Raw genomic sequence first — 25,003 nt, forward strand, 5'->3', positions numbered from 1 at the left:
AAGCTCTAGCCCGCGCCTTTTGGGGCGGCCTTTATAAGCGTAGAGGGATATTTTGTTAATGCCCGTTTGGCAGATGATTGACGTCAACATCCTGTCGAAATGCCATCTCTGCCGGTTTCCGGGGGCTGCAGCGGTGACCGTTAGTCGGCAAACTCACGCTTTGGTTAAATGATGGCCTGATGACAGCTTCTGCTTTTTCGGATCCACGACTAGAGTGAAGGCTCGATGTGTGTACGGTTTTACCGGAATCGCCCTGAAGTCCCGACAAGAGAAGCAGCATGGAATGCGCGCAACCCCCGCCAGGTGAAGGCAGCTCTGTCCTTTTGATCGTTGATGATTACCCTGAAAACCTGATCAGCATGCGCGCGTTGCTGCAGCGCCAGGATTGGCACGTCCTCACTGCGGCTTCCGGTTTCGAAGCGCTCAATATTCTGCTTTCCCACGACGTCGATCTGGTGCTGCTGGATGTGCAGATGCCGGGCATGGACGGCTTTGAAGTGGCGCGGTTGATGCGCGGTAGCCAGCGCACGCGCCTGACGCCGATTATCTTTCTGACCGCCAACGAGCAATCCCAGGATGCGGTGATCAAGGGCTATGCCAGTGGCGCGGTAGATTACCTGTTCAAGCCGTTCGACCCGCAGATCCTCAAGCCCAAGGTGCAGGCGTTGCTGGAGCACCAGCGCAATCGCCGCGCCTTGCAGCGCCTGAGTCATGACCTGGAAGTGGCGCGCGCTTTCAATGCCTCGGTGCTGGATAACGCTGCCGAGGGGATATTGGTGGTGGGCGAGGATGGTTTGATCCGCTTCGCCAACCCGGCGATTTCACGCTTGCTGAATGCGCCGGTGAAGGAGCTGGAAGGTAAGGAGTTTCTCGATTACCTGCAGAAACCGCACATTGCGCTGTGGGCCGATTCCGAGTTTTATGCCAGTTACAAGCGTGGCGAGACGTTGAGACTGCACGACGCCTTGCTGCGCACCGCGCCCGGCCAGCAAGTGCCGGTTGCGCTATCCTGCGCCGCGCTGCCCAGCGAGCAACACGCAATGGTGGTGACCGTGCTGGACATGTCGGTGGTGCGTCACTTGCATCAGCAATTGGAATTTCAAGCGGTGACCGATCCACTGACCGGTTTGCTCAATCGTCGCGGGTTTTACCAGACCGTTGAAAATCTGCTCCTGCGTGGCGAGCGCAGCGACAGCAGTTGGGTCTTGCTGTATCTGGATCTCGACGGCTTCAAGCGGGTCAACGATTCCCTCGGTCACGACGCCGGCGATCGGGTGTTGCGCTGGGTCTCCGAGCAATTGAAGGCGTGCCTGCGACCGTTCGACATTCTCGCGCGCATGGGCGGCGATGAGTTTACCGCGCTGCTGGATCTGGAGTTTCCTGAGCAAGCGGCGAAGATTGCCGAAAAACTCATCGAGCGGGTGTCGATCTGTCAGCAGATCGAGGGGTTGGACATCGCTCTCGGCGCCAGCATCGGCATCGCCACTTACCCGGACTGCGGTTCTAACCTTGACGGATTGCTGCGTGCCTCCGACATCGCCATGTACGAAGCCAAGCGCGCCGGACGTCAGCAATATCGTTTCTACGATCATGAAATGAATGGCCGGGCGCGCTCGCGGTTGATGCTCGAAGAGAGCGTGCGTGCCGCCATCGAGAACCGCGATTTCAATCTGGTCTATCAGCCGCAAGTAGCTATCGACACTGGCCAGATTCGCGGTTTTGAAGCCTTGCTGCGCTGGCAGCATCCGAGTGTCGGTGATGTGCCGCCGGGGCTGTTTTTGCCATTGCTCGAAGAAGCGCGGCTGATCAGCCGTCTCGGCAGCTGGATCTATCACCGCGGCGCTGGCCAGCGCAAAGCCTGGGAAACCCTGTTTGCCGAAGACCTGGTGCTCGGCGTGAGCCTGAGCAACACCCAGTTCGGCCTGCCCAATCTCGCCACCGAGTTGCGTCAGGTGCTGGAGCGGCATGCGTTGCAGCCACGGCAGCTGGAAGTCGAGATCACTGAAGAAGCGCTGATGCACAACCCCGATGAAACCCGTAAGCAGTTACGCTTGCTACGCAATCTGGGGGTGCGGGTGGCGCTGGACGACTTCGGTTCCGGGCCGTGTTCGCTGGCGCATCTGCGCGATCTGGAGCTGGATACCCTAAAGCTGGATCGCCATCTCATTGCTCGATTGCCGGACTCCAAACGCGACGCCTCATTGGTCAGTACGGTGATCAGTCTGTGCAAACAATACGGGTTGCTGGTGATTGCCGAGGGGGTGGAAACCATCGAGCAATACCAATGGCTGCAAGCCCATGGTTGCGAATACGTACAGGGCTTCCTGGTGGCGCGGCCGATGATGGCCGACGACGCCGCCAGCTTCGCCGAGCCGTTTGACTGGAGCGCGCTGCCCGGTTGAATTCGCTACACTGGCGCTCTTTTCGAACCGTGTTGCCGTGTCCATGACTGCGTTGAAATACCTCCAGGCCTATCCCGCGCAATTGCAGGATCAGGTGCGCCAACTGATCGCCGAACAGCGTCTGGGTGACTACCTGAGCCAACGCTATCCCGCGCGTCACGATGTGCAGAGCGACAAGGCGCTGTACAGCTACGCGCTGGACCTGAAACAGGAATACCTGCGCAACGCGCCGGCCATCGACAAGGTGCTGTTCGACAACCGCCTCGACCTGACTCACCGCGCGCTGGGCCTGCACACCACGGTATCGCGGGTGCAGGGCGGCAAGCTCAAGGCCAAGAAAGAGATTCGCATTGCCTCGCTGTTCAAGGAGGCGGCGCCCGAGTTTCTGAAGATGATCGTCGTGCATGAGCTGGCGCACTTCAAAGAGTCGGATCACAACAAGGCTTTCTACAAATTGTGTGAACACATGCTGCCGGGGTATCACCAGGTCGAGTTCGATCTGCGGGTGTACCTGACGTGGCGGGATCTGCAATAGCCGCAACAAGGAGCGGGTGGATGGACGTCAGCAAGACCAAAAGCAGTTTCTACCGTCGCCTGTACGTGGCCTACCTGATCGACAGCGGCCTGGCCGCCAGCGTGCCGGCGCTGACCGACGTCACCGGCATGCCCCGGCGCACGGCGCAGGACACGATTGCCGCGTTGGCGGATCTGGATATCGTCTGTGAATTCGAGCAGGAAGAGGGCGCGCGTAACCATGCCGGGCGCTATCGGATTCGTGAGTGGGGGGCGATTGACCGGGGGTGGATCGAGCGCAATTTGCGGCAGATCAAGGCTGTGTTGGAGTATCCCTGAGTCTGTGGTGATGGTGATTACGCCATCGCGAGCAGGCTCACTCCTACAGTAGATCGGGTTCCTTCAGATGGAATGCGATCAAATGCAGGAGTGAGCCTGCTCGCGATAGGGCGTTAAGAACGACGCATCCCGATATGCGGAATGTCATCCTCCAGGTATTCCTCACCCGCCACGACAAAACCGTACCGGCCGTAATACCCTTGCAAATGCGCCTGGGCCGACAGATAGATCGGCACCTGCGGCCAATGCTTCTCGGCCTGTTTCAGTGCGTGTTCCATCATCGTGTGCCCCAGTCCTTTGCCCCGGCCCTGCGGTGCGATGATCACGCGGCCGATCACCACGTCACCGCCCTGGGACTCGGGATCGAGCAGGCGCAGATAGGCCATCAACTGATCGTCTTCCCAACCCATCAAGTGATGGGTGTCGCCGTCCAGATCCTGACCGTCGAGGTCCGGGTAGGCGCATTTCTGTTCGACCACGAACACCTCCGAGCGCAGCTTCAACAATGCGTACAACTGCTCTTTGCCCAGATCGCTGTGATGTTTGCAGATCCACTCGATTGTCATCTTCCGGCTCCTTGAACGCTGTCGCCCGATACTAAGCGCACAGCCTTCGGATGTCTGTATGGCGTAAGAGTCTGTGATAAAGGTCAAAATGCCATCATTCCTTTCTCGCATCGGTAGCTGCTTTGTGTAATCTGCTGGAAAGCGCTGTGCACTGGCTTCAATGAGCTAATGTTAGGGCCTGGGTTTCGCCGGTAAGGGGCCTTGGGGTTTTGACTGAAAACACGCTGGGCAGCTCGCCCGCTAAGGATTTTCAAGCATGCCGCGACTGCATCGAGCCTTTGCTTTGATCGGATTGCTCTTGCTGGCCCCACCCGCCGCTGCGGAAAAGCTGCGACTGGTGTTTGATATCTGGCCGCCCTTTACCGATGACACGCTGGTCAACGGTGGCCTGGCCACGGACATCGTCAGCACCGCGCTGGCCCGGGCCGGTTACGCCAGCGACTATGAACAGGTGCCGTGGGCGCGGGCGCTGCTCGGGGTTGGCGAAGGGCGTTACGACGTGCTGGTCAACGCCTGGTACAACGACGAGCGCACCAGGCTCGGTCAGTTCTCCGACGAATACCTGCTCAACCGCATTCGTTTTCTCAAGCGCAAAGACACCCCGCTCGAATACAACAATCTGGAGCAACTGCACACGTACCCGATTGCCGTGGTGCGCGGTTATGCCTATTCGCAGGCGTTCGACGCCGATACCGCGCTGGAGAAAGTCCCTGTGCACAACTTTGCCATGGCGGTGCGCATGCTGGCGGCGGATCGGGTCAAGCTGACCCTGGAAGATGAATACGTCGCGCGGTATTACCTGGCGCGCGAATCACCCAAGGTGCGCAATGCCGTGGAGTTCCTGCCCAAGCCGCTGAGCGAGAACAGCCTGCATATTCTGGTGAGCCTGAAGAATCCGCAGCATGAGCAGATTGTGGCGGGGTTTGATAAGGCGATCGCGGCGATGAAGGCGGATGGCAGTTATGACAAGTTGATGCGCCAGCATGGGATGTAAGCGTCTGATCCGGAATTTGTTGAGTGGCTGATGGCCCTATCGCGAGCAGGCTCACTCCTACAGTTTGAAATGCGTTCCCCCTGTAGGAGTGAGCCTGCTCGCGATGGCGTCTTCTCAGCCGCCGCTGGCCTCGCTGGTGTCCTTGATCAGGTGCGCCGCCAACGTACGCAACGGCCCCAGCTGCCGACAGATCAACGCCAGTTGCGTCTGCACCAGTCGCTGCCCTTCATCGATCTCGTCGGGCATCTGCTCCAGCTCATTGGCCAGCGCTTCTTCTTCGTCGCTCTGAATCGCCACTGGCTGCTTGTTCGCAAGCCCCTGGGCGATGTCGTCGATGCTCGCGGCCAGCTTCACCCCGGCGCCGTCGATCAGGTGTTCGCGCACGTCCGCCGGTAACTGCGTCTCGCGGTGCGCACCCAGCCCGGACAAGTAGCTGAGCAGGGTGTGCGACAGCACCAGGAAACGGAAACCGACATCCGCTTCCTTACGGAAATGCCCCGGTTCCATCAGCATGTTCGCCAGTGTGGTCGACAGCGCCGCGTCGGCATTGTGCGCGTTGCGGCGGGCCAGGCGATAGGCGAGGTCGTCGCTCTTGCCGGCGGCATATTGCTGCATGATCTGGCGCAGGTAGATGCTGTTGCAGGTCAGGGTGTTGGCCAGCACCTTGTTCAGGCGCCGGCCCTGCCAGTCTGGCAGGAACAGGAATACCGTCAGGCCGGCGATCAGGCTGCCGAGCAGGGTATCGAACAGGCGCGGCAGGAACAGTCCGTAGCCGTCGCCGATCTGGTTGAAGCAGAACAGCACCATGATCGTGATGGCCGCCGTCGCCAGGGTGTAGCGCGTGGTGCGGTTGGTAAAGAACACCACCCCGGCGGCGATGGCGAAGCACGACTGCACCAACGGACTGGGGAACAGATCGAACAGCGCCCACGCCACGGTCAGGCCGATGGCCGTGCCGAGAATCCGCTGACCGAGTTTGCGCCGCGTCGCGCCGTAGTTCGGCTGACAGACGAACAGCGTGGTGAGAATGATCCAGTAGCCCTGCGACGGGTGAATCAGATGCACCATGCCGTAGCCGATACTCAGCGCCAGCGGCAGGCGCAGGGCATGACGGAACAGCAACGAGGTCGGCGTCAGTTGCGTGCGCAGGCGAATCCATACGTCTTTGAGGTTGCGCGGCGAACGGTCGAGCAGGCTGCTGTCGGTGGCGTCCGCCAAGGCGTCGGGGTTACTCGCATCGCTGAGCAAACGGTCGAGGGTGCCAAGGTTGGCCGCCAGTGCGCGCAACGAGCGCAGCAGGCCGCGCCACGCCGGGTTGCTCTGGATGCGCAGGTGTTCCAGAGAGGCGTCGAGGTCGCTCAACGCTTCGGCAAAACTGGCGTCGTAGATGAACGGCTGGCGCATCTGGATCGATTCGGCCAGTGCCCGACAGGCCTTGCCCTGCTGGCGCAGCAAGCGCTGGCAGCGGAACAGCACGTCGCTGTGGAAGAACGCATCGGCCAGCGCGTTGTACGGATAGTGCGAGGAGCTGGCGCGTTCGTGTATGTCCTGGGCGAGGAAATACAGCTTCAGATAACGGCTGACTTTCGACCCCGGGCGACCGTTGCCGACTCGGTGCAGAATGATTTCCTTGGCACTGTTCAGCGCAGCCACCACCCGACCGTTCTGCTGCGCCAGTTCCAGTCGCCGCGCTTCGACATCCAGTTGGCGGATCGGCTCGAACAGCGAGGCTTTGAGCTTCAAATAGAAACCCAGTTCGCGGAACAACCGCGCCAGACTCTGCTGCACCGGCTGGTTGGAAAACAGCGCCTGCCACAGCACCGACAGCAGGCCGTACCACGCGGCACCGGCCACCAGCAGCATCGGCTCGTGCCAGAAATCGGTGACTGCGCCGCCGCGCTGATCGACGCCGATCATGGTGTACACGGACAGAATCAATGTCGCCGAAGCAATCGCACCGTAACGCTCGCCGAGTGCGCCGAGCATGGTCAGGCCGAAGCTGGCCAAGGCCAGGGCGATGGCAAACACGATGGGGTAGGGGAAGAGCAGTTCCACCGACAGCGCGGCGATACTGAAACACACCAGTGTTACCGCCAGCGCGTTGAGGCGGCCCTGCCAGCTGTCGTCGGTCTCGGCCAGGGCACTGGCGATAATCCCCAGGAACAACGGGATCAGCAGGCCCATTTCATCCTGATACCAACACAGCGCCATGCTGCCGGTCAGGGCGATGAACACCCGTACGCTGTAGCTGAATTTATCCAGCGCCCACAGGCGCCGCAAAGACTGACGAAACGAGGTCGAGGACATGAAGTGCGAAGGCCTTCCGAGGCGATGCCGCTAAATTGAGCCAGTAATGACGCCGACGCAATGGCGTCGATCACATCTGACAGCAAAAAGTGTTCCTTACTGCATCACGCATAACAACTGTAGGAACTGCCGAAGGCTCGGGCCGCGATCGGACGATCTTTTGACTTTGATCTGTAAAACAAGATCAAAAGATCGTCCGATCGCGGCCCGAGCCTTCGGCAAGCTCCTACAGGGGAGGGTGTTGTTTCGATCAGACGTACTGCGCGGCCGCGTAGCCGGAAGCCCATGCCCACTGGAAGTTGAAGCCGCCCAGATGCCCGGTCACGTCGAGCACTTCGCCGACAAAGTACAGCCCCGGGCTTTTCAGCGATTCCATGGTCTTGGACGACACTTCGCGGGTGTCGACGCCACCCAGCGTGACCTCGGCGGTGCGATAGCCTTCGGTGCCGGCCGGCACGACTTTCCAGCTGCCCAGCTTGTCGGCGATCTGCGCCAGTTCGGCGTGGGTGTACTGCTTCATCGGTTTGGAGACGAACCAGTTGTCCGCCAACAGGTTGGCCATTTTCTTGGTGAAGATCTCGCCGAGCAGGGTTTTCAGTTCGCTGTTCGGGCGTTCGGCCACTTGCTGTTGCAGCCATGCGGCGGTGTCGTGGTCCGGCAGCAGGTTGATCACCACGGTGTCACCCGGCTCCCAGAACGACGAGATCTGCAGAATCGCCGGGCCGCTGAGGCCACGGTGAGTGAACAGGATGTTTTCGCGAAAGCTCTGGTCGTTGCAGCTGACCAGGCAATCCACCGACGTGCCGGACAGCTCGGTGCACAGTTCCTTGAGCTGATCGGTGATGGTGAACGGCACCAGGCCGGCGCGGGTCGGCAGCAGCTCATGGCCGAACTGTTTGGCCACCTGATAGCCGAAACCGGTGGCGCCCAGCGTCGGGATTGATAGCCCGCCGGTGGCGATCACCAGCGACTGGCACTGGAGTTGGCCGAGAGTGGTGTCGAGCAGGTAGCCGTTTTCGACTTTCTCGATGGTCTGGATCGAGGTGTCCAGGTGCAGCTCGACGCCGACCTGATCGCACTCGTCGAGGAGCATGCCGAGGATGTCGCTGGATTTGTTATCGCAGAACAGCTGGCCGAGTTTCTTCTCGTGGTACGGCACGCCGTGCTTGCCGACCATGCCGATGAAATCCCACTGGGTGTAACGCGCCAGTGCGGATTTGCAGAAATGTGGGTTGTGCGAGAGGAAATTGCTCGGTTCGGTGTACATGTTGGTGAAATTGCAGCGGCCACCGCCGGACATCAGGATTTTCTTGCCGGCCTTGTTCGCATGATCGAGCAGCAACACTTCACGCCCGCGCCCGGCGGCGGTCAGTGCACACATCAACCCTGCGGCGCCAGCGCCAATGATCACGACTTCGGTAGAGCGCAAAACGGTGTCCTCACAAATGTCACCACAAAACGAACTGTAGGAGCTGCCGCAGGCTGCGATCTTTTGATCTTGCTCTTTAAAAACAAAGTCAAAAGATCGCAGCCTGCGGCAGCTCCTACAGGGGAAATGCGTTGTGCTTACAAAACACGCACGCGCAGCGAACGGCCCTTGATCTTGCCATTGTTCAAACGCTGCAGCGCCTGCATGACCACGGTGCGTTCAACCGCCACATACGACTGGAAGTCGAAGATCGCGATCTTGCCGACCTGGGCGCCCGGGATGCCGGCATCGCCGGTCAGTGCGCCGAGGATGTCGCCCGGACGCACTTTGTCCTTGCGCCCGCCAGCGATGCACAGCGTGCTCATCGGTGGCTGCAACGGGGCGCCGCCCTGGGACTTGAGGTTGTCCACCTGATCCCAGTTCAGCGGGGCTTTCTGCAACTGTTCGATGGCTTGCGCGCGATGGGCTTCGGACGGTGCGACGAGGCTGACCGCGATGCCTTTCTCGCCAGCGCGACCGGTACGGCCAACGCGGTGAATGTGGATTTCCGAATCGCGGGCCAGCTCGACGTTGATCACCATGTCCAGCGCATCGATGTCCAGGCCACGGGCGGCCACGTCAGTGGCGACCAGTACCGACGTACTGCGGTTGGCGAACATCGCCAGCACCTGATCGCGGTCACGCTGTTCCAGATCACCGTGCAGGCCGACGGCGGAGATGCCTTTGGAGGTCAGGTGATCGACGGTTTCCTGCACCTGCTGCTTGGTGAAGCAGAACGCCACGCAGGAGGCCGGGCGGAAGTGGTGCAGGACTTTGGTCACTGCGCTCATGCGTTCTTCCGGGGAAATCTCGTAGAAACGCTGTTCGATCTGCGTGTCGTCGTGGAACGCTTCGGCTTTCACCGTCTGCGGATCACGCATGAATTTCGAGGCCAGTTGCTTGATGCCCACCGGGTAGGTGGCGGAGAACAGCAGGGTCTGACGGCGCGACGGGGTTTGCTCGATGATGTCTTCGATGGCGTCGTAGAAACCCATGTCGAGCATGCGGTCGGCTTCGTCGAGGATCAGCGTGTTCAGGCCGTCGAGCACCAGCGAACCTTTGCGCAGGTGCTGCTGGATACGCCCCGGGGTGCCGACGATGATGTGCGCGCCGTGCTCCAGCGAAGCGATCTGCGGGCCGAACGACACGCCGCCGCACAGGGTCAGAACCTTGATGTTGTCTTCGGCACGGGCCAGACGACGGACTTCCTTGGCGACCTGGTCGGCCAGCTCACGGGTCGGGCAGATCACCAGCGCCTGGCAGCCGAAGTAGCGCGGATTGATCGGGTTCAGCAGGCCGATGCCGAACGCGGCGGTCTTGCCGCTGCCGGTCTTGGCCTGGGCGATCAGGTCCATCCCCTTGAGGATCACCGGCAAGCTCTGCGCCTGGATCGGCGTCATCTGGGCATAACCGAGGGATTCGAGGTTAGCCAGCATGGCGGCGGACAGCGGCAGAGTATTAAAAGCGGTGGCGATGGTGGTCACGGGACTGGCCTGCAAAACAAAATGTCGCGCAGTGTAGCAGCCCCGTGCCACTTTCCTCGAAAGTTCTGGACGAACAGCGACTCCCTCGCCACAAAAGCCCTTCATCACACATCAGTGTTCGATGTGTTCTTCCGGGCGCTTGGCCCGCCGGCCGTCCTCTTTCGACAGTTGCGAGAAGATCGTCGCGGCGAGCATCGCCATGATCCCGACCGTGACAAACGTCAGTTGGAACGCGCCCAGCACGGTCTCGACGCCATCATTGCCGATCTCGGCCGTGAAGCCGCCGAGCAGCGCACCGGCGCAGGCCACCCCCAGGCTCAACGACAATTGCGCCACCACCGACAGCAGGCTGTTGCCGCTGCTGGCGCTGGCGTCGTCGAGGTCGATCAGGGTCACGGTGTTCATTGCGGTGAATTGCAGCGAGTTGATCGCCCCGAGAATCGCCAGCAGACACAGCAGCAGCCAGTAAGGCGTCTGTTCGCTGACCAGGCCCATGCTCGCCAGCATGATCCCCAGTGCGAGGGTGTTGCCGGTGAGCACGATGCGATAGCCAAGGCGTTCGATCAGCGGGCGCGCCATCCACTTGGCAAACATGGCCGCGGCGGCCAGCGGCAGCATGCTCATCCCGGCCTGTGACGGCGAATAACCCAGCGCCACTTGCAGCAGCAACGGCACCAGAAACGGCAGGGCGCCGCTGCCCAGACGGGCGAACAGGTTGCCGAGAATGCCGACGGCAAAGGTGCGGGTCTTGAACAGTGAAGGGGCGAACAGCGGATTTTCGACGTGCCCGGCGCGCAACCAGTACGCCGCCAGACAGGCCAGACCGCCGAACAGCAGCAACATCACTCGCAGATGCGGCAGGTGCAGTTCGCCAAGGCCTTCCATGGCAATGGTGATCAGGATCATTGCGGCGCCAAACAGCAGGAAACCGAGGCTGTCGAAGCGCGTGCGTTCAGTGCCGCGCAGGTCGGGGATGAATTTCCATACCGCGTAGCAGCCGAGCACGCCGACCGGCAGGTTGATCAGGAAGATCCAGTGCCACGTCAGGTATTGCACCATCCAGCCGCCCATGGTCGGGCCGATCAGCGGACCGAGCAGGCCGGGAATGGTGATGAAACCCATGATCCGCACCAGCTCCGAACGCGGGTAGGCACGCAGCACTACCAAGCGTCCGACCGGTAGCATCAATGCGCCGCCCAGGCCTTGGATCACCCGCGCGCCGACCAGCATGCTCAGGCTGCTGGACAACGCGCAGAGCAGCGAGCCGAAACTGAACAGCAGGATCGCGCCGAAGAAGATCTTCTTGGTGCCGAAGCGGTCGGCGATCCAACCCGAAGCCGGAATCAGCAATGCCACGGTGAGCATGTAGGCAATGACCACGCCTTGCATGCGCAACGGGTCTTCGGCCAGATCCCGGGCCATGGCCGGCAGGGCGGTGTTGAGGATGGTCCCGTCGAGGGACTGCATGAAGAACGCGATGGCGACGACCCACGGCAACCAGCGGGCGGTGATGGCGTCGAGAGGCGGGCGGTTGGGCATGGAACCTCTGGTGGGTGGTTAATCTGGATTCTTGTCTTGGCGCTGATTCGGGCGAAGGATCATGTGTGGCGAGGGGGCTTGCCCCCGTTGGGTTGCGTAGCAGCCCCAAAACCGGCCGGTGCGTTCGACAGCAATACCGCTCAGTCGGACTACGACGGCTTCGCCGCCGAACGGGGGCAAGCCCCCTCGCCACAGGTTTATCTACAGCGTTAGCGTGAGACGGCTGACCAGCGCCCCCGGCAGCAACACCGACGAGGTATTGCGCTGGCTATACGTACTCGCCGACAGCAGCAACTCGCGCTCGGCGGTCAGCGCTTCCAGCTGCGAACCCAGCAGGCTGTAGGCGCTGTCGTCAAAACGCATGGTGCTGACCGGTGCCTGAATCTCGCCGTTCTCGACCCAGAACGTGGCAAACCGGGTCATCCCGGTCAGGCGCGCGGCCGGCTGATCGGAGAAGTTCAGGTACCACAGGTTACTGATGTACAGGCCGGTGCCCAGTTGCTTGAGAATCTCGGCCTGTGACAGGTCCCCGGCCGCCATGTTCAGCGCGCTCGGCGATTCGCCGCCGCTGGCACCGTTGGCGGTCAGGCCGTATTCGGCGGCACTGCGCGAACCGACCAGTTGATCACCGGCCTTGCCTTCGATGACCAGCCGCAGATCGCTGCGCGGATACCCTTCGCCGGAAAACGCCGGGCTCAATGAGTCGCTGACTTTTTCATCCAGCGACACCAGCGGACTGAACGCCTGATCGCCGACATACAGCTTCTGCAGCGGACTGCTTTTGCTGGCAATCGACTGCGCGGAGAACCCGCCCCAGCTCAGCATGCCCATGATTTCTTCCAGTGCGGCTGGCGCCAGATACGCCCGGTATTGCCCCGGTGCGAGGGTGCGCAACGGTCGACCGAGAAACGCCAGTTGCTCGCGGGCCTGCTGGAAGCGTCGGGCGAAGCCTTCGCTGCTCCATTCGTGGCCGGCGTAGCTGGCTTTCACCGCTTCGCCATTCTCGTGGAACAGGCTGAAGTCAAAGTTGAAGCTGTTGGCCTGATGCCAGCCAAACGCCCCCGAGGAACTGGCGAAACCACGGCTGATCGGACCTGCGGCATAAAAGCCGACCAGATCCAGACCTTCAGCGGCGGCGCAGATCTCCTCGACCACCAGCTCCGTGTCCGGCAGCGGATGGTCCTGCACGTTGTTGCTCTGCCAGCCGTTGTGGTTGAGCAGCAGGTACGGATCCTGCGGCAGCAGCGGCAGGGTTTCGCGCAGTTGTTGCAGGCCTTCGGCGAGGCGCTGCAGATCGGCTTCCTGATCACCGGACAGGGTGATGTGCAGGTCGGCGTGGCGGCCGTCGTTGATCAGCTTCAGCCCGACATCGACCTGCTGCACCTGGCCGGCCTGACGCACCTTGGCGTGGTTGAACCGCACGAATGCCGAGGATTCGGCGGCATAACTGAGGGTGAATTGTTCCGGCTCGCGCACGCTGTCGCGCAGCCAATTGACCATGACCTTGAAGGCGTCGGACTGACTCTTCGAAATGCTCATCAGGCGTCTCCCCCAAACACATCAACGTTGCTGAATACGCAGGCCGGTGAAGCGTGGCCGACGCGGATCACCTGGTTCGGTTCGCCCTTGCCGCAGTTTGGCGTGCCCAGCACTCTGCGGGTACCGGCATCGCCGACTGCGCGCAGACTTTTCCAGAACTGCGCGGAAATGCCTCGGTAGTTCGGATTTTTCACCACACCCTTGAGTTCACCGTTTTCGATCAACTGACCCCACTCGCAACCGAACTGGAACTTGTTGCGCGCATCGTCAATCGACCACGAACGGTTGGTGCTCATCAGAATGCCGTGCTCGATGCCGCTGATCAGTTGCGTCAGCGACTGATCGCCCGGCTCGATGTTGAGGTTGGCCATGCGGTCGATCGGCGGCCGGTTCCAGCCGCAGGCGCGGCTGTTGGCAACACCGTCGAGACCGGCGCGGAACTGCGACAGCGCGCCGCCCAATGGCCGCAGCAACAGGCCTTCGCGAATCAGGAATTGCTTGCTGGCCTTTGAGCCGTCGTCATCGTGGCCGTAACTCGCCAGTTCTTCGGGAATGTCCGGATCGAAGGTCACGTTGAGCAGCTTCGAACCATATTGCAGGCTGCCGAAGTCGCTGGTTTTGACGAAGCTGGTGCCGGCGTAGTTGCGCTCGTCACCGAGGATCCGGTCGAGCTCCAGCGGGTGACCGATGGACTCGTGGATCTGCAGCATCATCTGGTCAGGCATCAGCAGCAGGTCGCGTGGGCCTTGCGGGGTGTTCGGTGCGAGCAGCAGTTGCAGGGCCTGATCGGCCACTTTGGGGCCGGCGCCGACCAGGCCGCAACGGCTGATCACGTCCGCGCCACCCTGCTGGCCGAAGTTCTCGCGGCCGAGGCTGCGGGTCTGGCTGTCGTTGCCGTCGTAGGCGGTGACGTCGAGGCTCGGGTAGACGAAGCGTTGGGCCTGGCGCAATTCGGCACCGGCGCTGCTCAGGTAGATCTGCTCGACGTGGGTGATGCCGATGCTCGCTTCCCAATTCACCAGGCGCTCATCCTTTGGCACCGAGGCGGATTCCGCGCCGAGCAGCTCGAAGCATTCGCTCAGGGACGGGAAGGCTTGCTCGATATTGGGCGAAAAGTAGTCGGCGCGGTCGCTCGACACCGGTTGGTCGCGCAGGTCGAGCAAGGCGTGGGGCTTGAGCCGCCGGGCCTGCTGTTCGGCACGTTCGAGGGCGCCTTGCAGGCCTTGCTGCGACAGGTCGTTGGTGGCGGCGTAGGCCTCGACTCCGTTGACGCGCACGGTGAGCATGGCGCCTTCGTCGCGGCTCAGGCTCGGCGGTTCGGCGACGTTCTTGCGCACTGACAGATACTGGCCGGACTCGCGCACATACCGCAGGGAAAAGAACTCAGCGCCCGTGCGCAAGGCAGCGAAGCGCTGCTTGAGCTGGGGGTGGAAATCGAACATTCGGGAACCTCCTTGTTATGGAGTTGCGGGGTAAAGCGATTCGGCGGGGAGGGGTGAAACGATTGCGCGAGGACTAGAGTAGGCCTGCGTGGGGGTAGGATCAAGTGAAGAGGGGGTGTAGGAGGATTTACTGTGAGTCAGGGAGAGGGGGGGATTTGCAGGGCCTCATCGCGAGCAGGCTCACTCCTACAAGGATCTCCAGTGAACACACAACTTGGAGATTAACTGTAGGCGTGAGCCTGCTCGCGATCAGCCTTGACGCGGTGTCGCTGAATTACTGAGCAACAGGCGTGATATCACGCATCGGCTTGCCCTTCACCGGCGCACCGCCAGCGACGTAGTAGGCAGCATTGCTACGCGGCAGTGGCTTGCGGCCACGGATCTTGTCGGCGATTTTCTCGGCGATCATGATCGTCGGCGCGTTGAGGTTGCCGGTGGTGATGATCGGCATGATCGAGGCATCGACCACACGCAGGCTCTGCATGCCGTGCACGCGACCTTCGCCATCCACCACCGCCATGTCGTCGGTGCCCATCTTGCACGAGCACGACGGGTGGAACGCGGTTTCGGCGTGCTCACGGATGAACTTGTCCAGCTGCTCATCGGTTTGCACTTCGATACCCGGGCTGATTTCGCGGCCACGGAAGGCGTCCAGTGCCGGCTGTTGCATGATTTCGCGGGTCAGGCGGATGCCGTCACGGAACTCCTGCCAGTCCTGCTCGGTGGCCATGTAGTTGAACAGGATGCTCGGGTGCTGACGCGGATCCTTGGATTTGGCCTGGATGCGACCACGGCTCGGCGAACGCATGGAACCCATGTGTGCCTGGAAACCGTGCTCTTTCACACCGTTGCTACCGTTGTAGTTAATCGCGACCGGCAGGAAGTGGTACTGGATGTTCGGCCATTCGAACTCTTCGCGCGTGCGGATGAAACCGCCGGCTTCGAACTGGTTGCTGGCGCCGATACCGGTGCCGTTGAACAGCCACTCGGCACCGATGGCCGGCTGGTTGTACCAGAGCAGCGACGGGTACAGCGAAACTGGCTGGGTGCAAGCGTATTGCAGGTACAGCTCAAGGTGGTCCTGCAGGTTTTCACCGACGCCCGGCAGATCGTGAACCACCGGGATGTCGAGGCTTTCCAGCAGTTTCGCCGGGCCGACGCCGGAGCGTTGCAGGATCTGCGGCGAAGCGATGGCGCCGGAGCACAGCAGCACTTCCTTGCGTGCTTTGGCTTCAACGCGCTCTTCGGCCGAGCCGACCAGGTAACGCACGCCGACCGCACGCTTGCCTTCGAACAGGATCTTGTCGGTCAGGGCGTGAGTGACGATGGTCAGGGTCGAACGCTTCTTGGCGACGTCGAGGTAGCCACGGGCGGTGGAGGCACGACGACCGTTTGGCGTCACGGTGCGGTCCATCGGGCCGAAACCTTCCTGCTGGTAGCCGTTCAAGTCTTCGGTGCGCGGGTAACCGGCCTGCACGCCGGCTTCAACCATGGCGTGGAACAGCGGGTTGTTGCCAGCCTTCGGCGTGGTCACGCTGACCGGGCCGTCGCCACCGTGGTAGTCGTTCGGGCCGATATCGCGGGTTTCCGCTTTACGGAAGTACGGCAGGCAGTCCAGGTACGACCAGTCTTCCAGACCTGGCAGTTTCGCCCAGCCGTCGTAGTCCATCGCGTTGCCACGGATGTAGCACATGCCGTTGATCAGCGAGGAGCCGCCGAGGCCTTTGCCGCGACCGCATTCCATCCGGCGACCGTCCATGTGTGGCTCTGGATCGGTTTCGTACGCCCAGTTGTAGCGACGACCCTGCAGCGGAAATGCCAGCGCGGCCGGCATTTGCGTACGGAAGTCGAAACGGTAGTCCGGGCCGCCGGCTTCGAGCAGCAGAACGGTGACGCCTTCGTCTTCAGTCAGACGGGTCGCCAGGGTGTTACCGGCCGAGCCGGCACCGATGATGATGTAATCGAATTCTTGGGACATTGAATGCACCCTCTTTGAAGTTGGTCAGGTCGAGATCGCTGCAGCGCTGCGCACCTGTGGCGAGGGGGCTTGCCCCCGTTCGGCTGCGCAGCAGTCGTGAATTCAGCGACGTCGTTCTATCTGAAAGCCTGTATTCGTCTGGATAGGGCCGCTTCGCGACCCAACGGGGGCAAGCCCCCTCGCCACAAAGGCGTTCACTCCAGACAGGGGCGAATCAGAACACCGAGACGTAATCGCCCAGCTCGACCTGTACCGATTTGATGCGTGTGTAGTTGGTCAGCGAGCTGATGCCGTTTTCGCGGCCTACGCCCGACTGCTTGTAACCGCCCACCGGCATTTTTGCGTCGGACTCGCCCCAGGCGTTGATCCAGCAGATACCGGCTTCCAGTTGATGAATCACGCGGTGTGCGCGGTTCAGGTCTTTGGTGACGATACCGGCGGCCAGGCCGAAGTCGGTGTCGTTGGCGCGGCGGATCACTTCTTCCTCGGTTTCGTAGGAGAGGATCGCCATCACCGGGCCAAAGATTTCTTCACGGACGATGGTCATCTCGTCGGTGCAATCGGTGAACACGGTCGGAGCGACGAACGCGCCTTTGGCGAACTCGCCGTCGTTCAGACGCTCGCCGCCGCACAGGACGCGGGCACCTTCTTCTTTACCCTTGGCGATGTAGCCCAGCACGCTCTCCATGTGCGCGAAGCTGACCAGCGGGCCGAAGTTGGTGTTTTCGTCTTCCGGGTTGCCGATGCGGATGCGCGCTACGCGCTCGACGATCTTGGCTTCGAAAGCGGCTTTGAGGTGGCTCGGTACGAATACGCGCGTGCCGTTGGTGCAGACCTGACCGGAGCTGTAGAAGTTGGCCATCATCGCGGTGTCGGCGGCGCGATCCAGGTCGGCGTCGTCGCAGATGATCAGCGGCGACTTGCCGCCCAGTTCCATGGTCACGTCTTTGAGCGACGAAGCCGAAGCGCTGGCCATCACCTTCTTGCCGGTGTCGGTGCCGCCAGTGAACGAGACTTTCTCGATGCGCGGGTGTTCGGTCAGCCAGGTGCCGACTTCACGGCCGCTGCCGGTCAGCACGTTGAACACGCCGTTTGGCAGGCCGGCTTCGGTGTAGATCTCGGCCAGTTTCAGGGTGGTCAGCGAGGTGACTTCGCTCGGCTTGAAGATCATCGCGTTACCCGCGGCCAGGGCGGGTGCGGATTTCCACAGCGCGATCTGGATCGGGTAGTTCCACGCGCCGATACCGGCCACTACGCCCAGCGGCTCGCGACGGGTGTAAACGAAAGAGGTATCACGCAGCGGGATCTGCTCGCCTTCGATCGCTGGCACCAGGCCTGCGTAGTATTCCAGCACGTCGGCGCCGGTAACGATGTCGACGTATTTGGTTTCGGAGTAAGCCTTGCCGGTGTCCAGGGTTTCCAGAGCGGCCAGTTCATCGTTGCGCTCGCGCAGGATGTCCACGGCGCGACGCAGGATGCGCGAACGCTCCATGGCGGTCATCGCAGCCCAGATTTTCTGGCCCTTTTCAGCGCTGACCACAGCACGCTCGACGTCTTCCTTGGTCGCACGTTGCACTTTGGCGAGGACTTCACCGTTCGCCGGGTTGATGGCTTCGAAGGTGGCATCGCTGCCAGCGTCGGAGTACGCGCCATCAATGTAGAGTTTTTGCAGTTCGAAACGGGCCATAGTGTCCTCGCAAGTGCATGAGTGGTTGGCGTTGACCACCGCGGTACTGCTGCGGTGGCGGTTCAGGGGCCGAGCGTTTTCTGTGTGCTCTAGCTCACCTGCTTGGCCAATTGGAAATCCATGTATTCGTAAGCGATCTGTTGCGCCTGCACCGTGTCGAAAGCATCTCCCGACAAGGCGCCGCGCAACCACAAACCGTCGATCAACGCTGCCAGTCCACGCGCTGCGTTGCGCGCATCTTCGAGCGGCAGCACACGGCGGAACTCGCAGCACAGGTTGGAATACAGACGGTGATCGTTGATCCGCTGCAACCTGTGCAAAGACGGCTGGTGCATGCTGGTGGCCCAGAAGGCCAGCCAGGTTTTCATTGCCGGGCCATTGACCTGGCTGGCGTCGAAGTTGCCTTCGATGATCACCTGCAGATGCGCCCGTGGGCTGCTGTCTGCCAGCGCCTGACGGCGCGCGGTGACGTTCTCGCTGAGGACATTCATCAGATACCGCATCGTGGCGGCAATCAGGCCGTTCTTGTCCTGAAAATAGTGACTGATGATGCCATTCGAGACACCGGCCAAACGGGCGATCAGCGCAATGCTGGCGTCCCCCATCCCGACCTGATCGACCGCTTGCAACGTGGCTTCGATCAGTTGTTGGCGGCGGATGGGTTGCATACCGACCTTGGGCATCTTGCACATCTCCTTAGGCCTTCCGGCAGACGAAAAACGGCTACCGGATTGAGGGCCAGTCTATTTTGTTTTGATTGAACGTTCAATCAACAAAGAATAAGATCTGCGACAAATCGTCGCGATTTACAAATTTTTCCTACGTGTAAATGGCGATAAACCGACATCCGAAAATGCTTGAAACCTGTATGGGGCATGGCGCGGTTCGCTGTTCGATGGACGTATTGAATGGGCAAGACGCTCGGGGCCAGGTTTCGGATGAACGTCCGGACCTCGGCCACGAAAGCGATTCGCGGCGCCATTTCGGCAGGTTCGGGCTTTTTCGGGGTGTCTTTATATCACCCGCCGGTCGGCTGCCAACTAACCGATTGGTCGGGTTCCGTGTTGCCTTGTGTTCTTCTCTCGCACTGCCTGGAGCATTTGTGCCATGAGTTCTGCCTCGCTTATAAAGACCCCGCCCGAGAAGGTGACGGTCAACGGTTGGGTGTTCTACACCTCTACCGCGCTGATTCTGTTGTTGACCGCCATTCTGATTATCGCCCCGCAAGAGGCCGGCAGAATGTTGGGTATGGCTCAGGCCTGGTTGTCCCGCAGCTTCGGCTGGTACTACATGGTGGTGATCGCCGCTTACCTGGTGTTTGTGGTGGGCCTGGCGTTTTCTTCGTACGGAAAACTCAAACTGGGCAGCAAGGACGACACCCCGGATTTCAGTTACGGCGCCTGGGCGGGGATGCTGTTCTCGTCGGGTATCGGTATTTCGCTGCTGTATTTCGGCGCCTCCGAGCCGCTGGACCACTACTTCAATCCGCCGGAAGGCGCAGCGGCCACCAACCTGGCCGCGCGTCAGGCGGTGCAACTGACATTCCTGCACTGGGGCCTGCACGGCTGGGCGATCTACGCACTGGTCGGTCTGGCCGTGGCGTACTTCGCTTACCGTCATAACCAGCCGCTGGCCCTGCGTTCGGCGCTGTATCCGCTGGTGGGCGAGCGTTGGGTCAAAGGCGCGGCCGGTCACGCGGTGGACGGCTTCGGCATGTTCGTGACCCTGCTGGGTCTGGTGACCAACCTGGGGATCGGCTCGCTGCAAGTGTCCTCGGGCCTGGAAAATCTGTTCGGCATGGAACACAGCAACACCAACCTGCTGATCGTGATCATCGTGATGAGCACCGTGGCGACCATCGCTGCCGTGTCCGGCGTGGAGAACGGCATCCGTCGTCTGTCCAACCTGAACATCGTGCTGTTCAGCGGTCTGCTGATTTTCGTCCTGCTGTTCGGCCCGACCCTGCACCTGCTCAACGGCTTCGTGCAGAACATCGGCGATTACCTCAACGGCGTGGTGCTGAAGACCTTCGACCTGTACGTCTATGAAGGCGACAGCGCCAAGTCGGATCGCTGGCTGGGCCTGTGGACCCTGTTCTACTGGGCGTGGTGGATTTCCTGGGCACCATTCGTAGGCATGTTCATCGCGCGTATTTCCCGTGGACGTACCGTGCGTGAGCTGGTCGCTGGCGTGCTGCTGATTCCGCTGGGCTTCACTCTGGCCTGGCTGTCGATCTTCGGTAACTCGGCACTGGACCTGGTGATGAATCAGGGGGCGGTTGAGCTTGGGAAGACGGCGCTGGAACAGCCGTCGATGGCGATCTATCAGTTGCTTGAACACTACCCGGCATCGAAAGTCGTTATCGGGGTGTCGATCTTTGTCGGTTTCGTGCTGTTCCTGACCCCAGCCGACTCCGGTGCGGTGATGATGGCCAACCTGTCCTGCAAGGGCGGCAACGTCGACGAAGACGCACCGCACTGGCTGCGGATCTTCTGGTCGGTGGTGATCACGCTGGTGACCATCGGTCTGCTGTTCGCCGGTAACTTCGAAGCCATGCAGACCATGGTGGTGCTGGCCGGTCTGCCGTTCTCGGTGGTGCTGGTGTTCTTCATGTTCGGCCTGCACAAGGCAATGCGTCAGGACGTGCAGATCGAACAGGAGCAAGCGCAACTGGCTGAACGCGGTCGTCGTGGTTTCAGCGAGCGTCTGACGCAACTGGATCTGCAGCCGAGCCAGTCGGTGGTGCAGCGTTTCATGGACAAGCAAGTCAGCCCGGCGCTGGAAAATGCGACAGCGCAGATGCGTGCGCAGGGTCTGGAAGTGCAGACGCTGTTGGGCAAATCCAAGCGTTGCATGGGCGTGCGCGTCGAGATGGAAGAGGGCAACCCTTTCGTTTACGAAGTGAGCCTGGACGGCTACCTGGCGACCCCGACCGAATCGGCCCAGTCCGATGAAGCGCGCCAGCGTTACTACCGCGCCGAGGTGTACCTGCACAACGGCAGCCAGGATTACGACCTGATGGGCTTCACGCAGGATCAGATCACGCGGGACGTGCTCGATCAGTTTGAAAGCCATCGGCAGCTCCTTGGCCGGGTGTACAGCTAAGTCGTAGTGCGGCGCTGCAGTCATCTGCACCGCCGCACCATTGTGGCGAGGGGGCTTGCCCCCGTTCGGCGGCGCAGCCGTCGTAATCCCTGACAGCACGGTTTATCTGAAATACCGCGATGTCTGGGTTTGGGGCCGCTTCGCAGCCCAACGGGGGCAAGCCCCCTCGCTACAGGTTCTCTGTTTACAGCTAGATACCTGCACTAACAAAAACGCCGCGATCCTCTCGCGGCGTTTTTGTGTGTGCGGGGATTACCCCAGGTTCTTGCCCAGCAACGCGTGATACAGCTCACTGTCGCCAAGAATCCCCACCACATGGTTGTTGTCGTGCAGCACCAGTTTGTTGCCGGTCTGGTAGCGAATCTGCAGCGCGTCCCGCATGCCGATGTTCGAGTCCACCAGCGTCGGTTTGCGCTCCAGCCCTTCCACCGCTTGCCCTGGTGCCCAGTTCTGCAGGTTCAGCACCGAACCGTTCTGCCGCGCGCCCTTGATGGTGTTGCCTTCGGCCAGGTCCAGCCACGAGTCGCCGCCCGGATCGAGGCACACCGAGCCGTTGATGCGTTTGCAGTTGTCCAGCGTGCGCATCAGGCTGCGGCCGCAGAGCACGTTGAGCGGGTTGGTGTGGGCGACAAAGGTGCGCACATAGTCGTCCGCCGGGTTCAATACGATCTCTTCCGGCACGCTGTACTGGATGATCCGGCCGTCCTTCATGATCGCGATGCGGCTACCGAGTTTCAGCGCCTCGTCGAGGTCGTGACTCACGAACACGATGGTCTTGCTCAGCTTGCGTTGCAGTTCCAGCAGTTCATCCTGCAGGCCCTGGCGGATCAGCGGGTCGAGTGCCGAGAACGGTTCGTCCATCAGCAGAATGTCGGCGTCCATCGCCAGCGCCCGGGCCAGGCCCACACGCTGCTGCATGCCGCCGGAGAGTTCATCGGGCTTCTTGTTGCGCCATTGGGTCAGGCCCACCAGTTCGAGCTTGTCATCCACCAGCTTGCGCCGTTCCTTCTCCGGACGACCCTGCATTTCCAGACCGAAACTGATGTTCTCGCGCACCGTCAGCCACGGCATCAGGGCGAACTTCTGGAACACCATGGCGATGCGTTTGGTGCGCATCATCTTCAGTTCGGCAGGCGTGCAGGAGGCGATGTCGATCTGCTTGCCTTCGTGTTCGACGAACAGCTTGCCGCGACTCACGGTGTTCAGGCCGTTGATGCAGCGCAGCAGGCTCGACTTGCCGGAACCGGAGAGGCCCATCAGCACGCAGATCTCGCCCTTGTTGATGTCCAGGCTGGCCTTTTCCACGCCGACGATCTGCCCGGTCTTTTTCAGGATCTCGTTGCGGGTCATGCCCTGATCCAGCAGCTTGAGTGCTTCGCGTGGATCCTTGGAGAAGATTACGTCGACGTCTTCGAAGCGAATTATGCTCATGCGTCACCCCCTACTTTGGCGTCGGGTTGTTTGCAGATACGGTCGAGCATGATCGCCAGCAGTACGATCGCCAGGCCCGCTTCGAAGCCCAGGGCGATATCGGCAGTGTTCAGTGCGTTGACCACCGGTTTGCCGAGTCCGTCGGCGCCCACCAGTGCCGCGATCACCACCATCGACAGCGACAGCATGATGCACTGGGTGATGCCGGCAGCGATGCTCGGCATGGCGTGAGGCAGTTCGATCCGTGAGAGCAATTGGCGACGCGAGCAGCCGAAGGCCTTGCCGGCGTCCATCAGTTCTTGTGGGACATCGCGGATGCCCAGGTAAGTCAGGCGGATCGGCGCAGCGATGGCGAATACCACCGTGGAGATCAGGCCTGGCACCACACCCAGCCCGAAGAGGGTCAGGGTAGGAATGAGGTAAACGAAGGTCGGTACGGTCTGCATCAGATCGAGTACCGGACGCATTACAGTGTAGAACATCGGCTTGTGCGCGGCGACGATGCCCAACGGCACGCCGATGACCACGCAGACCAGGGTCGCGAACGTGACCTGGGCGAGGGTTTCCATGGTCTCCTGCCAGTACCCCAGGTTGAGGATCAGCAGGAACGAGGCGATGACGAACGCCGTCAGCCCCCATTTGCGTTGAATGAAGTGGGCCAGCAGGGCGATGAGGCCGATCAGCACCAGCGGGTTGAACCAGGTCAGCGCAAACGTCACGCCGTGGATCATCGTTTCCAGTGTCACGGCGATTGCGTCGAAGGTGCTGGCGCCGTGTTGCGTCAACCATTCAACGAAGCCCGCGATGTACTGGCCTAAAGGGATTTTCTGATCAATCAGCATGGTAGTGAACGTCCGCATGCAAGGAATAAACAGCCCGGGCGAGCGAACTCGCCCGGCGTAAGGCAATTACTGTGCGAGCTTGGCTTTCACGGCCTCCAGGCCAGGTTTACCGTCAATGGTGGTCACGCCAGCGAGCCAGGTATCGAGCACCTGTGGGTTCTTCTTCAGCCAGGCCTTGGCGGCCGCTTCAGGCTTCATCTTGTCGTCGAGGATGTTGCCCATCAGGGTACTTTCCATGTCGACGGTGAACTCCAGGTTTTTCAGCAACTGACCGACGTTGCTGCATTCGGCGACGTAGCCCTTGCGGGTGTTGGTCGCCACAGTCGCAGCACCGAAATCGGGGCCGAAGAAGTCATCGCCGCCGGTCAGGTATTGAATCTTGAAGCGTTTGTTCATCGGGTGCGGCGCCCAGCCGAGGAAGACCACGGCGGTGTCGCGTTTCTGCGCGCGGTCGACCTGCGAAAGCATGCCCGCCTCGGACGATTCGACGACCTTGAAGCCGGCGGTTTTCAAGCCGAACGCATCTTTGTCGATCATGCTCTGGATCAGGCGGTTGCCGTCGTTGCCAGGCTCGATGCCGTAGATCTTGCCATCGAGTTCTTTCTTGAATTTGGCGATGTCGGCGAAGTCATGCAGACCCTTGTCGTACAGGGCTTGCGGTACGGCGAGGGTGTACTTGGCACCCTTGAGGTTGGTGCGTACCACTTCGACGGTGCCGGCATCGCGGTAAGCCTTGATGTCGTTTTCCATGGTCGGCATCCAGTTTCCGAGGAACACGTCCATGTTCTTGCCGTCGGCCAGTGACTTGTAGGTCACTGGCACGGAAATCATGGTGGTCTTGGTCTTGTAGCCGAGGGCGTTAAGTACCACCGAGGTGGTGGCGGTGGTCGCGGTGATGTCGGTCCAGCCAACATCGGAGAAGTTCACGGTACTGCACTGAGCGGGTTCTGCAGCTTGAGCCAGTAACGGCAGACTCAGCATGGCGGCCAACAACAACGACGGGGAACCTTTCATGGATGGACTCCTAGGTGTTTTTTTTGGCAGTGTTCCGACTGGACCACCGCACTTATGGGTTGCGGTTGGATGGCGTTCTGGAGACAGCTCTACCACGGCGCCTTGCAATCGAGTCATAACGATCATGTACCAGTGAAAATCTGACGCCTACAGGGTGCGTCGTATCCAGTACAGGGATGGTCGTATCTAGTGTCAGTGACGTCGTTTACAGCTTTTTTCTGCCCCGATCGGCCATCTGAACTGCATAAAAACGGCGAAAAACCGGGACGAAAACGGCGCGGCGCTGGTGGGCATGAGTGCGTCGGTGTCAGACGCCGGGCGACCTGACAAAAGCCCGATGATGCGGGCATTCC

General features: G+C 61.0%; 18 protein-coding genes. 5 read left to right on the top strand and 13 right to left on the bottom strand.

What is annotated here, in order from left to right:
- Positions 1–278 precede the first annotated feature (278 nt).
- From KKQ10_RS07505 to KKQ10_RS07515, 3 genes are read left to right on the top strand one after another with little or no spacing between them, the layout of a single operon-like run.
- On the top strand, positions 279–2,402 hold the full coding sequence (locus tag KKQ10_RS07505) for a putative bifunctional diguanylate cyclase/phosphodiesterase (protein WP_215500683.1): 2,124 nt from the start codon (positions 279–281) through the stop codon (positions 2,400–2,402).
- Between the two features lie 43 nt (positions 2,403–2,445).
- Positions 2,446–2,937: a M48 metallopeptidase family protein gene (locus tag KKQ10_RS07510; RefSeq protein WP_127647868.1), complete on the top strand. Its 492-nt coding sequence runs from the start codon at positions 2,446–2,448 to the stop codon at positions 2,935–2,937.
- 20 nt (positions 2,938–2,957) lie between these two features.
- Positions 2,958–3,254: a winged helix-turn-helix domain-containing protein gene (locus tag KKQ10_RS07515; protein WP_127647867.1), complete on the top strand. Its 297-nt coding sequence runs from the start codon at positions 2,958–2,960 to the stop codon at positions 3,252–3,254.
- A gap of 113 nt (positions 3,255–3,367) precedes the next feature.
- On the opposite strand, the gene KKQ10_RS07520 is transcribed toward KKQ10_RS07515, so the two are convergent.
- Positions 3,368–3,820: a GNAT family N-acetyltransferase gene (locus KKQ10_RS07520; protein ID WP_215500684.1), complete on the bottom strand. Its 453-nt coding sequence runs from the start codon at positions 3,818–3,820 to the stop codon at positions 3,368–3,370.
- 256 nt (positions 3,821–4,076) lie between these two features.
- Here KKQ10_RS07520 and KKQ10_RS07525 point away from each other — a divergent pair, with 256 nt between their 5' ends.
- Positions 4,077–4,814: a substrate-binding periplasmic protein gene (locus KKQ10_RS07525; protein ID WP_127647865.1), complete on the top strand. Its 738-nt coding sequence runs from the start codon at positions 4,077–4,079 to the stop codon at positions 4,812–4,814.
- A gap of 114 nt (positions 4,815–4,928) precedes the next feature.
- Here KKQ10_RS07525 and yccS read toward each other — a convergent pair whose 3' ends face one another.
- The 9 genes from yccS to betI form a co-directional block, all read right to left on the bottom strand.
- Entirely contained in the window at positions 4,929–7,121 is a 2,193-nt protein-coding gene (yccS, locus tag KKQ10_RS07530; RefSeq protein WP_127647864.1) for a YccS family putative transporter, read from the bottom strand.
- 250 nt (positions 7,122–7,371) lie between these two features.
- On the bottom strand, positions 7,372–8,550 hold the full coding sequence (locus KKQ10_RS07535; protein ID WP_215500685.1) for a BaiN/RdsA family NAD(P)/FAD-dependent oxidoreductase: 1,179 nt from the start codon (positions 8,548–8,550) through the stop codon (positions 7,372–7,374).
- A 137-nt stretch (positions 8,551–8,687) separates the two neighbouring features.
- Entirely contained in the window at positions 8,688–10,025 is a 1,338-nt protein-coding gene (gene dbpA / locus KKQ10_RS07540) for an ATP-dependent RNA helicase DbpA (protein ID WP_252191540.1), read from the bottom strand.
- A gap of 159 nt (positions 10,026–10,184) precedes the next feature.
- Positions 10,185–11,612, bottom strand: a complete 1,428-nt coding sequence (gene mdtD, locus KKQ10_RS07545) for a multidrug transporter subunit MdtD (RefSeq protein ID WP_127647861.1) — start codon at positions 11,610–11,612, stop codon at positions 10,185–10,187.
- Between the two features lie 201 nt (positions 11,613–11,813).
- Positions 11,814–13,151, bottom strand: coding sequence for a TldD/PmbA family protein (locus tag KKQ10_RS07550; RefSeq protein ID WP_127647860.1), 1,338 nt, complete (start codon positions 13,149–13,151; stop codon positions 11,814–11,816).
- Positions 13,151–14,593, bottom strand: a complete 1,443-nt coding sequence (locus tag KKQ10_RS07555) for a TldD/PmbA family protein (protein ID WP_215500686.1) — start codon at positions 14,591–14,593, stop codon at positions 13,151–13,153. Before KKQ10_RS07555 ends, KKQ10_RS07550 begins: the two co-directional genes overlap by 1 nt.
- 274 nt (positions 14,594–14,867) lie before the next feature.
- A complete protein-coding gene (betA, locus tag KKQ10_RS07560) occupies positions 14,868–16,571 on the bottom strand; it encodes a choline dehydrogenase (protein ID WP_127647858.1) in 1,704 nt (567 codons plus the stop codon).
- Between the two features lie 214 nt (positions 16,572–16,785).
- On the bottom strand, positions 16,786–18,258 hold the full coding sequence (gene betB / locus KKQ10_RS07565) for a betaine-aldehyde dehydrogenase (RefSeq protein ID WP_127647857.1): 1,473 nt from the start codon (positions 18,256–18,258) through the stop codon (positions 16,786–16,788).
- Positions 18,259–18,347: 89 nt separating this feature from the next.
- Positions 18,348–18,941, bottom strand: coding sequence for a transcriptional regulator BetI (gene betI / locus KKQ10_RS07570; RefSeq protein ID WP_127647856.1), 594 nt, complete (start codon positions 18,939–18,941; stop codon positions 18,348–18,350).
- Between the two features lie 424 nt (positions 18,942–19,365).
- On the opposite strand from betI, the gene betT reads away from it, so the two are divergent.
- Positions 19,366–21,363, top strand: coding sequence for a choline BCCT transporter BetT (betT, locus tag KKQ10_RS07575; RefSeq protein WP_127647855.1), 1,998 nt, complete (start codon positions 19,366–19,368; stop codon positions 21,361–21,363).
- 252 nt (positions 21,364–21,615) lie between these two features.
- Here betT and choV read toward each other — a convergent pair whose 3' ends face one another.
- From choV to KKQ10_RS07590, 3 genes are all read right to left on the bottom strand, one after another.
- Entirely contained in the window at positions 21,616–22,794 is a 1,179-nt protein-coding gene (choV, locus tag KKQ10_RS07580) for a choline ABC transporter ATP-binding protein (protein WP_025108532.1), read from the bottom strand.
- Positions 22,791–23,636 carry a choline ABC transporter permease subunit gene (choW, locus tag KKQ10_RS07585; protein ID WP_215500687.1) on the bottom strand — a complete coding sequence of 282 codons (846 nt, stop codon included), beginning with the start codon at positions 23,634–23,636 and terminating at the stop codon, positions 22,791–22,793. Before choW ends, choV begins: the two co-directional genes overlap by 4 nt.
- Before the next feature lie 66 nt (positions 23,637–23,702).
- Positions 23,703–24,650, bottom strand: a complete 948-nt coding sequence (locus tag KKQ10_RS07590; RefSeq protein ID WP_127647853.1) for a choline ABC transporter substrate-binding protein — start codon at positions 24,648–24,650, stop codon at positions 23,703–23,705.
- Between the last annotated feature and the right edge of the window lie 353 nt (positions 24,651–25,003).

The organism is Pseudomonas sp. MG-9 (assembly GCF_018729515.1).
Taxonomy (GTDB): domain Bacteria; phylum Pseudomonadota; class Gammaproteobacteria; order Pseudomonadales; family Pseudomonadaceae; genus Aquipseudomonas; species Aquipseudomonas serboccidentalis.

Coding starts and splice junctions, on each gene's coding strand:
- KKQ10_RS07505 (WP_215500683.1), top strand. CDS start 279: ATGGAATGCGCGCAACCCCCGCCAGGTGAAGGCAGCTCTGTCCTTTTG.
- KKQ10_RS07510 (WP_127647868.1), top strand. CDS start 2,446: ATGACTGCGTTGAAATACCTCCAGGCCTATCCCGCGCAATTGCAGGAT.
- KKQ10_RS07515 (WP_127647867.1), top strand. CDS start 2,958: ATGGACGTCAGCAAGACCAAAAGCAGTTTCTACCGTCGCCTGTACGTG.
- KKQ10_RS07520 (WP_215500684.1), bottom strand. CDS start 3,820: ATGACAATCGAGTGGATCTGCAAACATCACAGCGATCTGGGCAAAGAG.
- KKQ10_RS07525 (WP_127647865.1), top strand. CDS start 4,077: ATGCCGCGACTGCATCGAGCCTTTGCTTTGATCGGATTGCTCTTGCTG.
- yccS (WP_127647864.1), bottom strand. CDS start 7,121: ATGTCCTCGACCTCGTTTCGTCAGTCTTTGCGGCGCCTGTGGGCGCTG.
- dbpA (WP_252191540.1), bottom strand. CDS start 10,025: ATGCTGGCTAACCTCGAATCCCTCGGTTATGCCCAGATGACGCCGATC.
- mdtD (WP_127647861.1), bottom strand. CDS start 11,612: ATGCCCAACCGCCCGCCTCTCGACGCCATCACCGCCCGCTGGTTGCCG.
- KKQ10_RS07550 (WP_127647860.1), bottom strand. CDS start 13,151: ATGAGCATTTCGAAGAGTCAGTCCGACGCCTTCAAGGTCATGGTCAAT.
- KKQ10_RS07555 (WP_215500686.1), bottom strand. CDS start 14,593: ATGTTCGATTTCCACCCCCAGCTCAAGCAGCGCTTCGCTGCCTTGCGC.
- betA (WP_127647858.1), bottom strand. CDS start 16,571: ATGTCCCAAGAATTCGATTACATCATCATCGGTGCCGGCTCGGCCGGT.
- betB (WP_127647857.1), bottom strand. CDS start 18,258: ATGGCCCGTTTCGAACTGCAAAAACTCTACATTGATGGCGCGTACTCC.
- betI (WP_127647856.1), bottom strand. CDS start 18,941: ATGCCCAAGGTCGGTATGCAACCCATCCGCCGCCAACAACTGATCGAA.
- betT (WP_127647855.1), top strand. CDS start 19,366: ATGAGTTCTGCCTCGCTTATAAAGACCCCGCCCGAGAAGGTGACGGTC.
- choV (WP_025108532.1), bottom strand. CDS start 22,794: ATGAGCATAATTCGCTTCGAAGACGTCGACGTAATCTTCTCCAAGGAT.
- choW (WP_215500687.1), bottom strand. CDS start 23,636: ATGCTGATTGATCAGAAAATCCCTTTAGGCCAGTACATCGCGGGCTTC.
- KKQ10_RS07590 (WP_127647853.1), bottom strand. CDS start 24,650: ATGAAAGGTTCCCCGTCGTTGTTGTTGGCCGCCATGCTGAGTCTGCCG.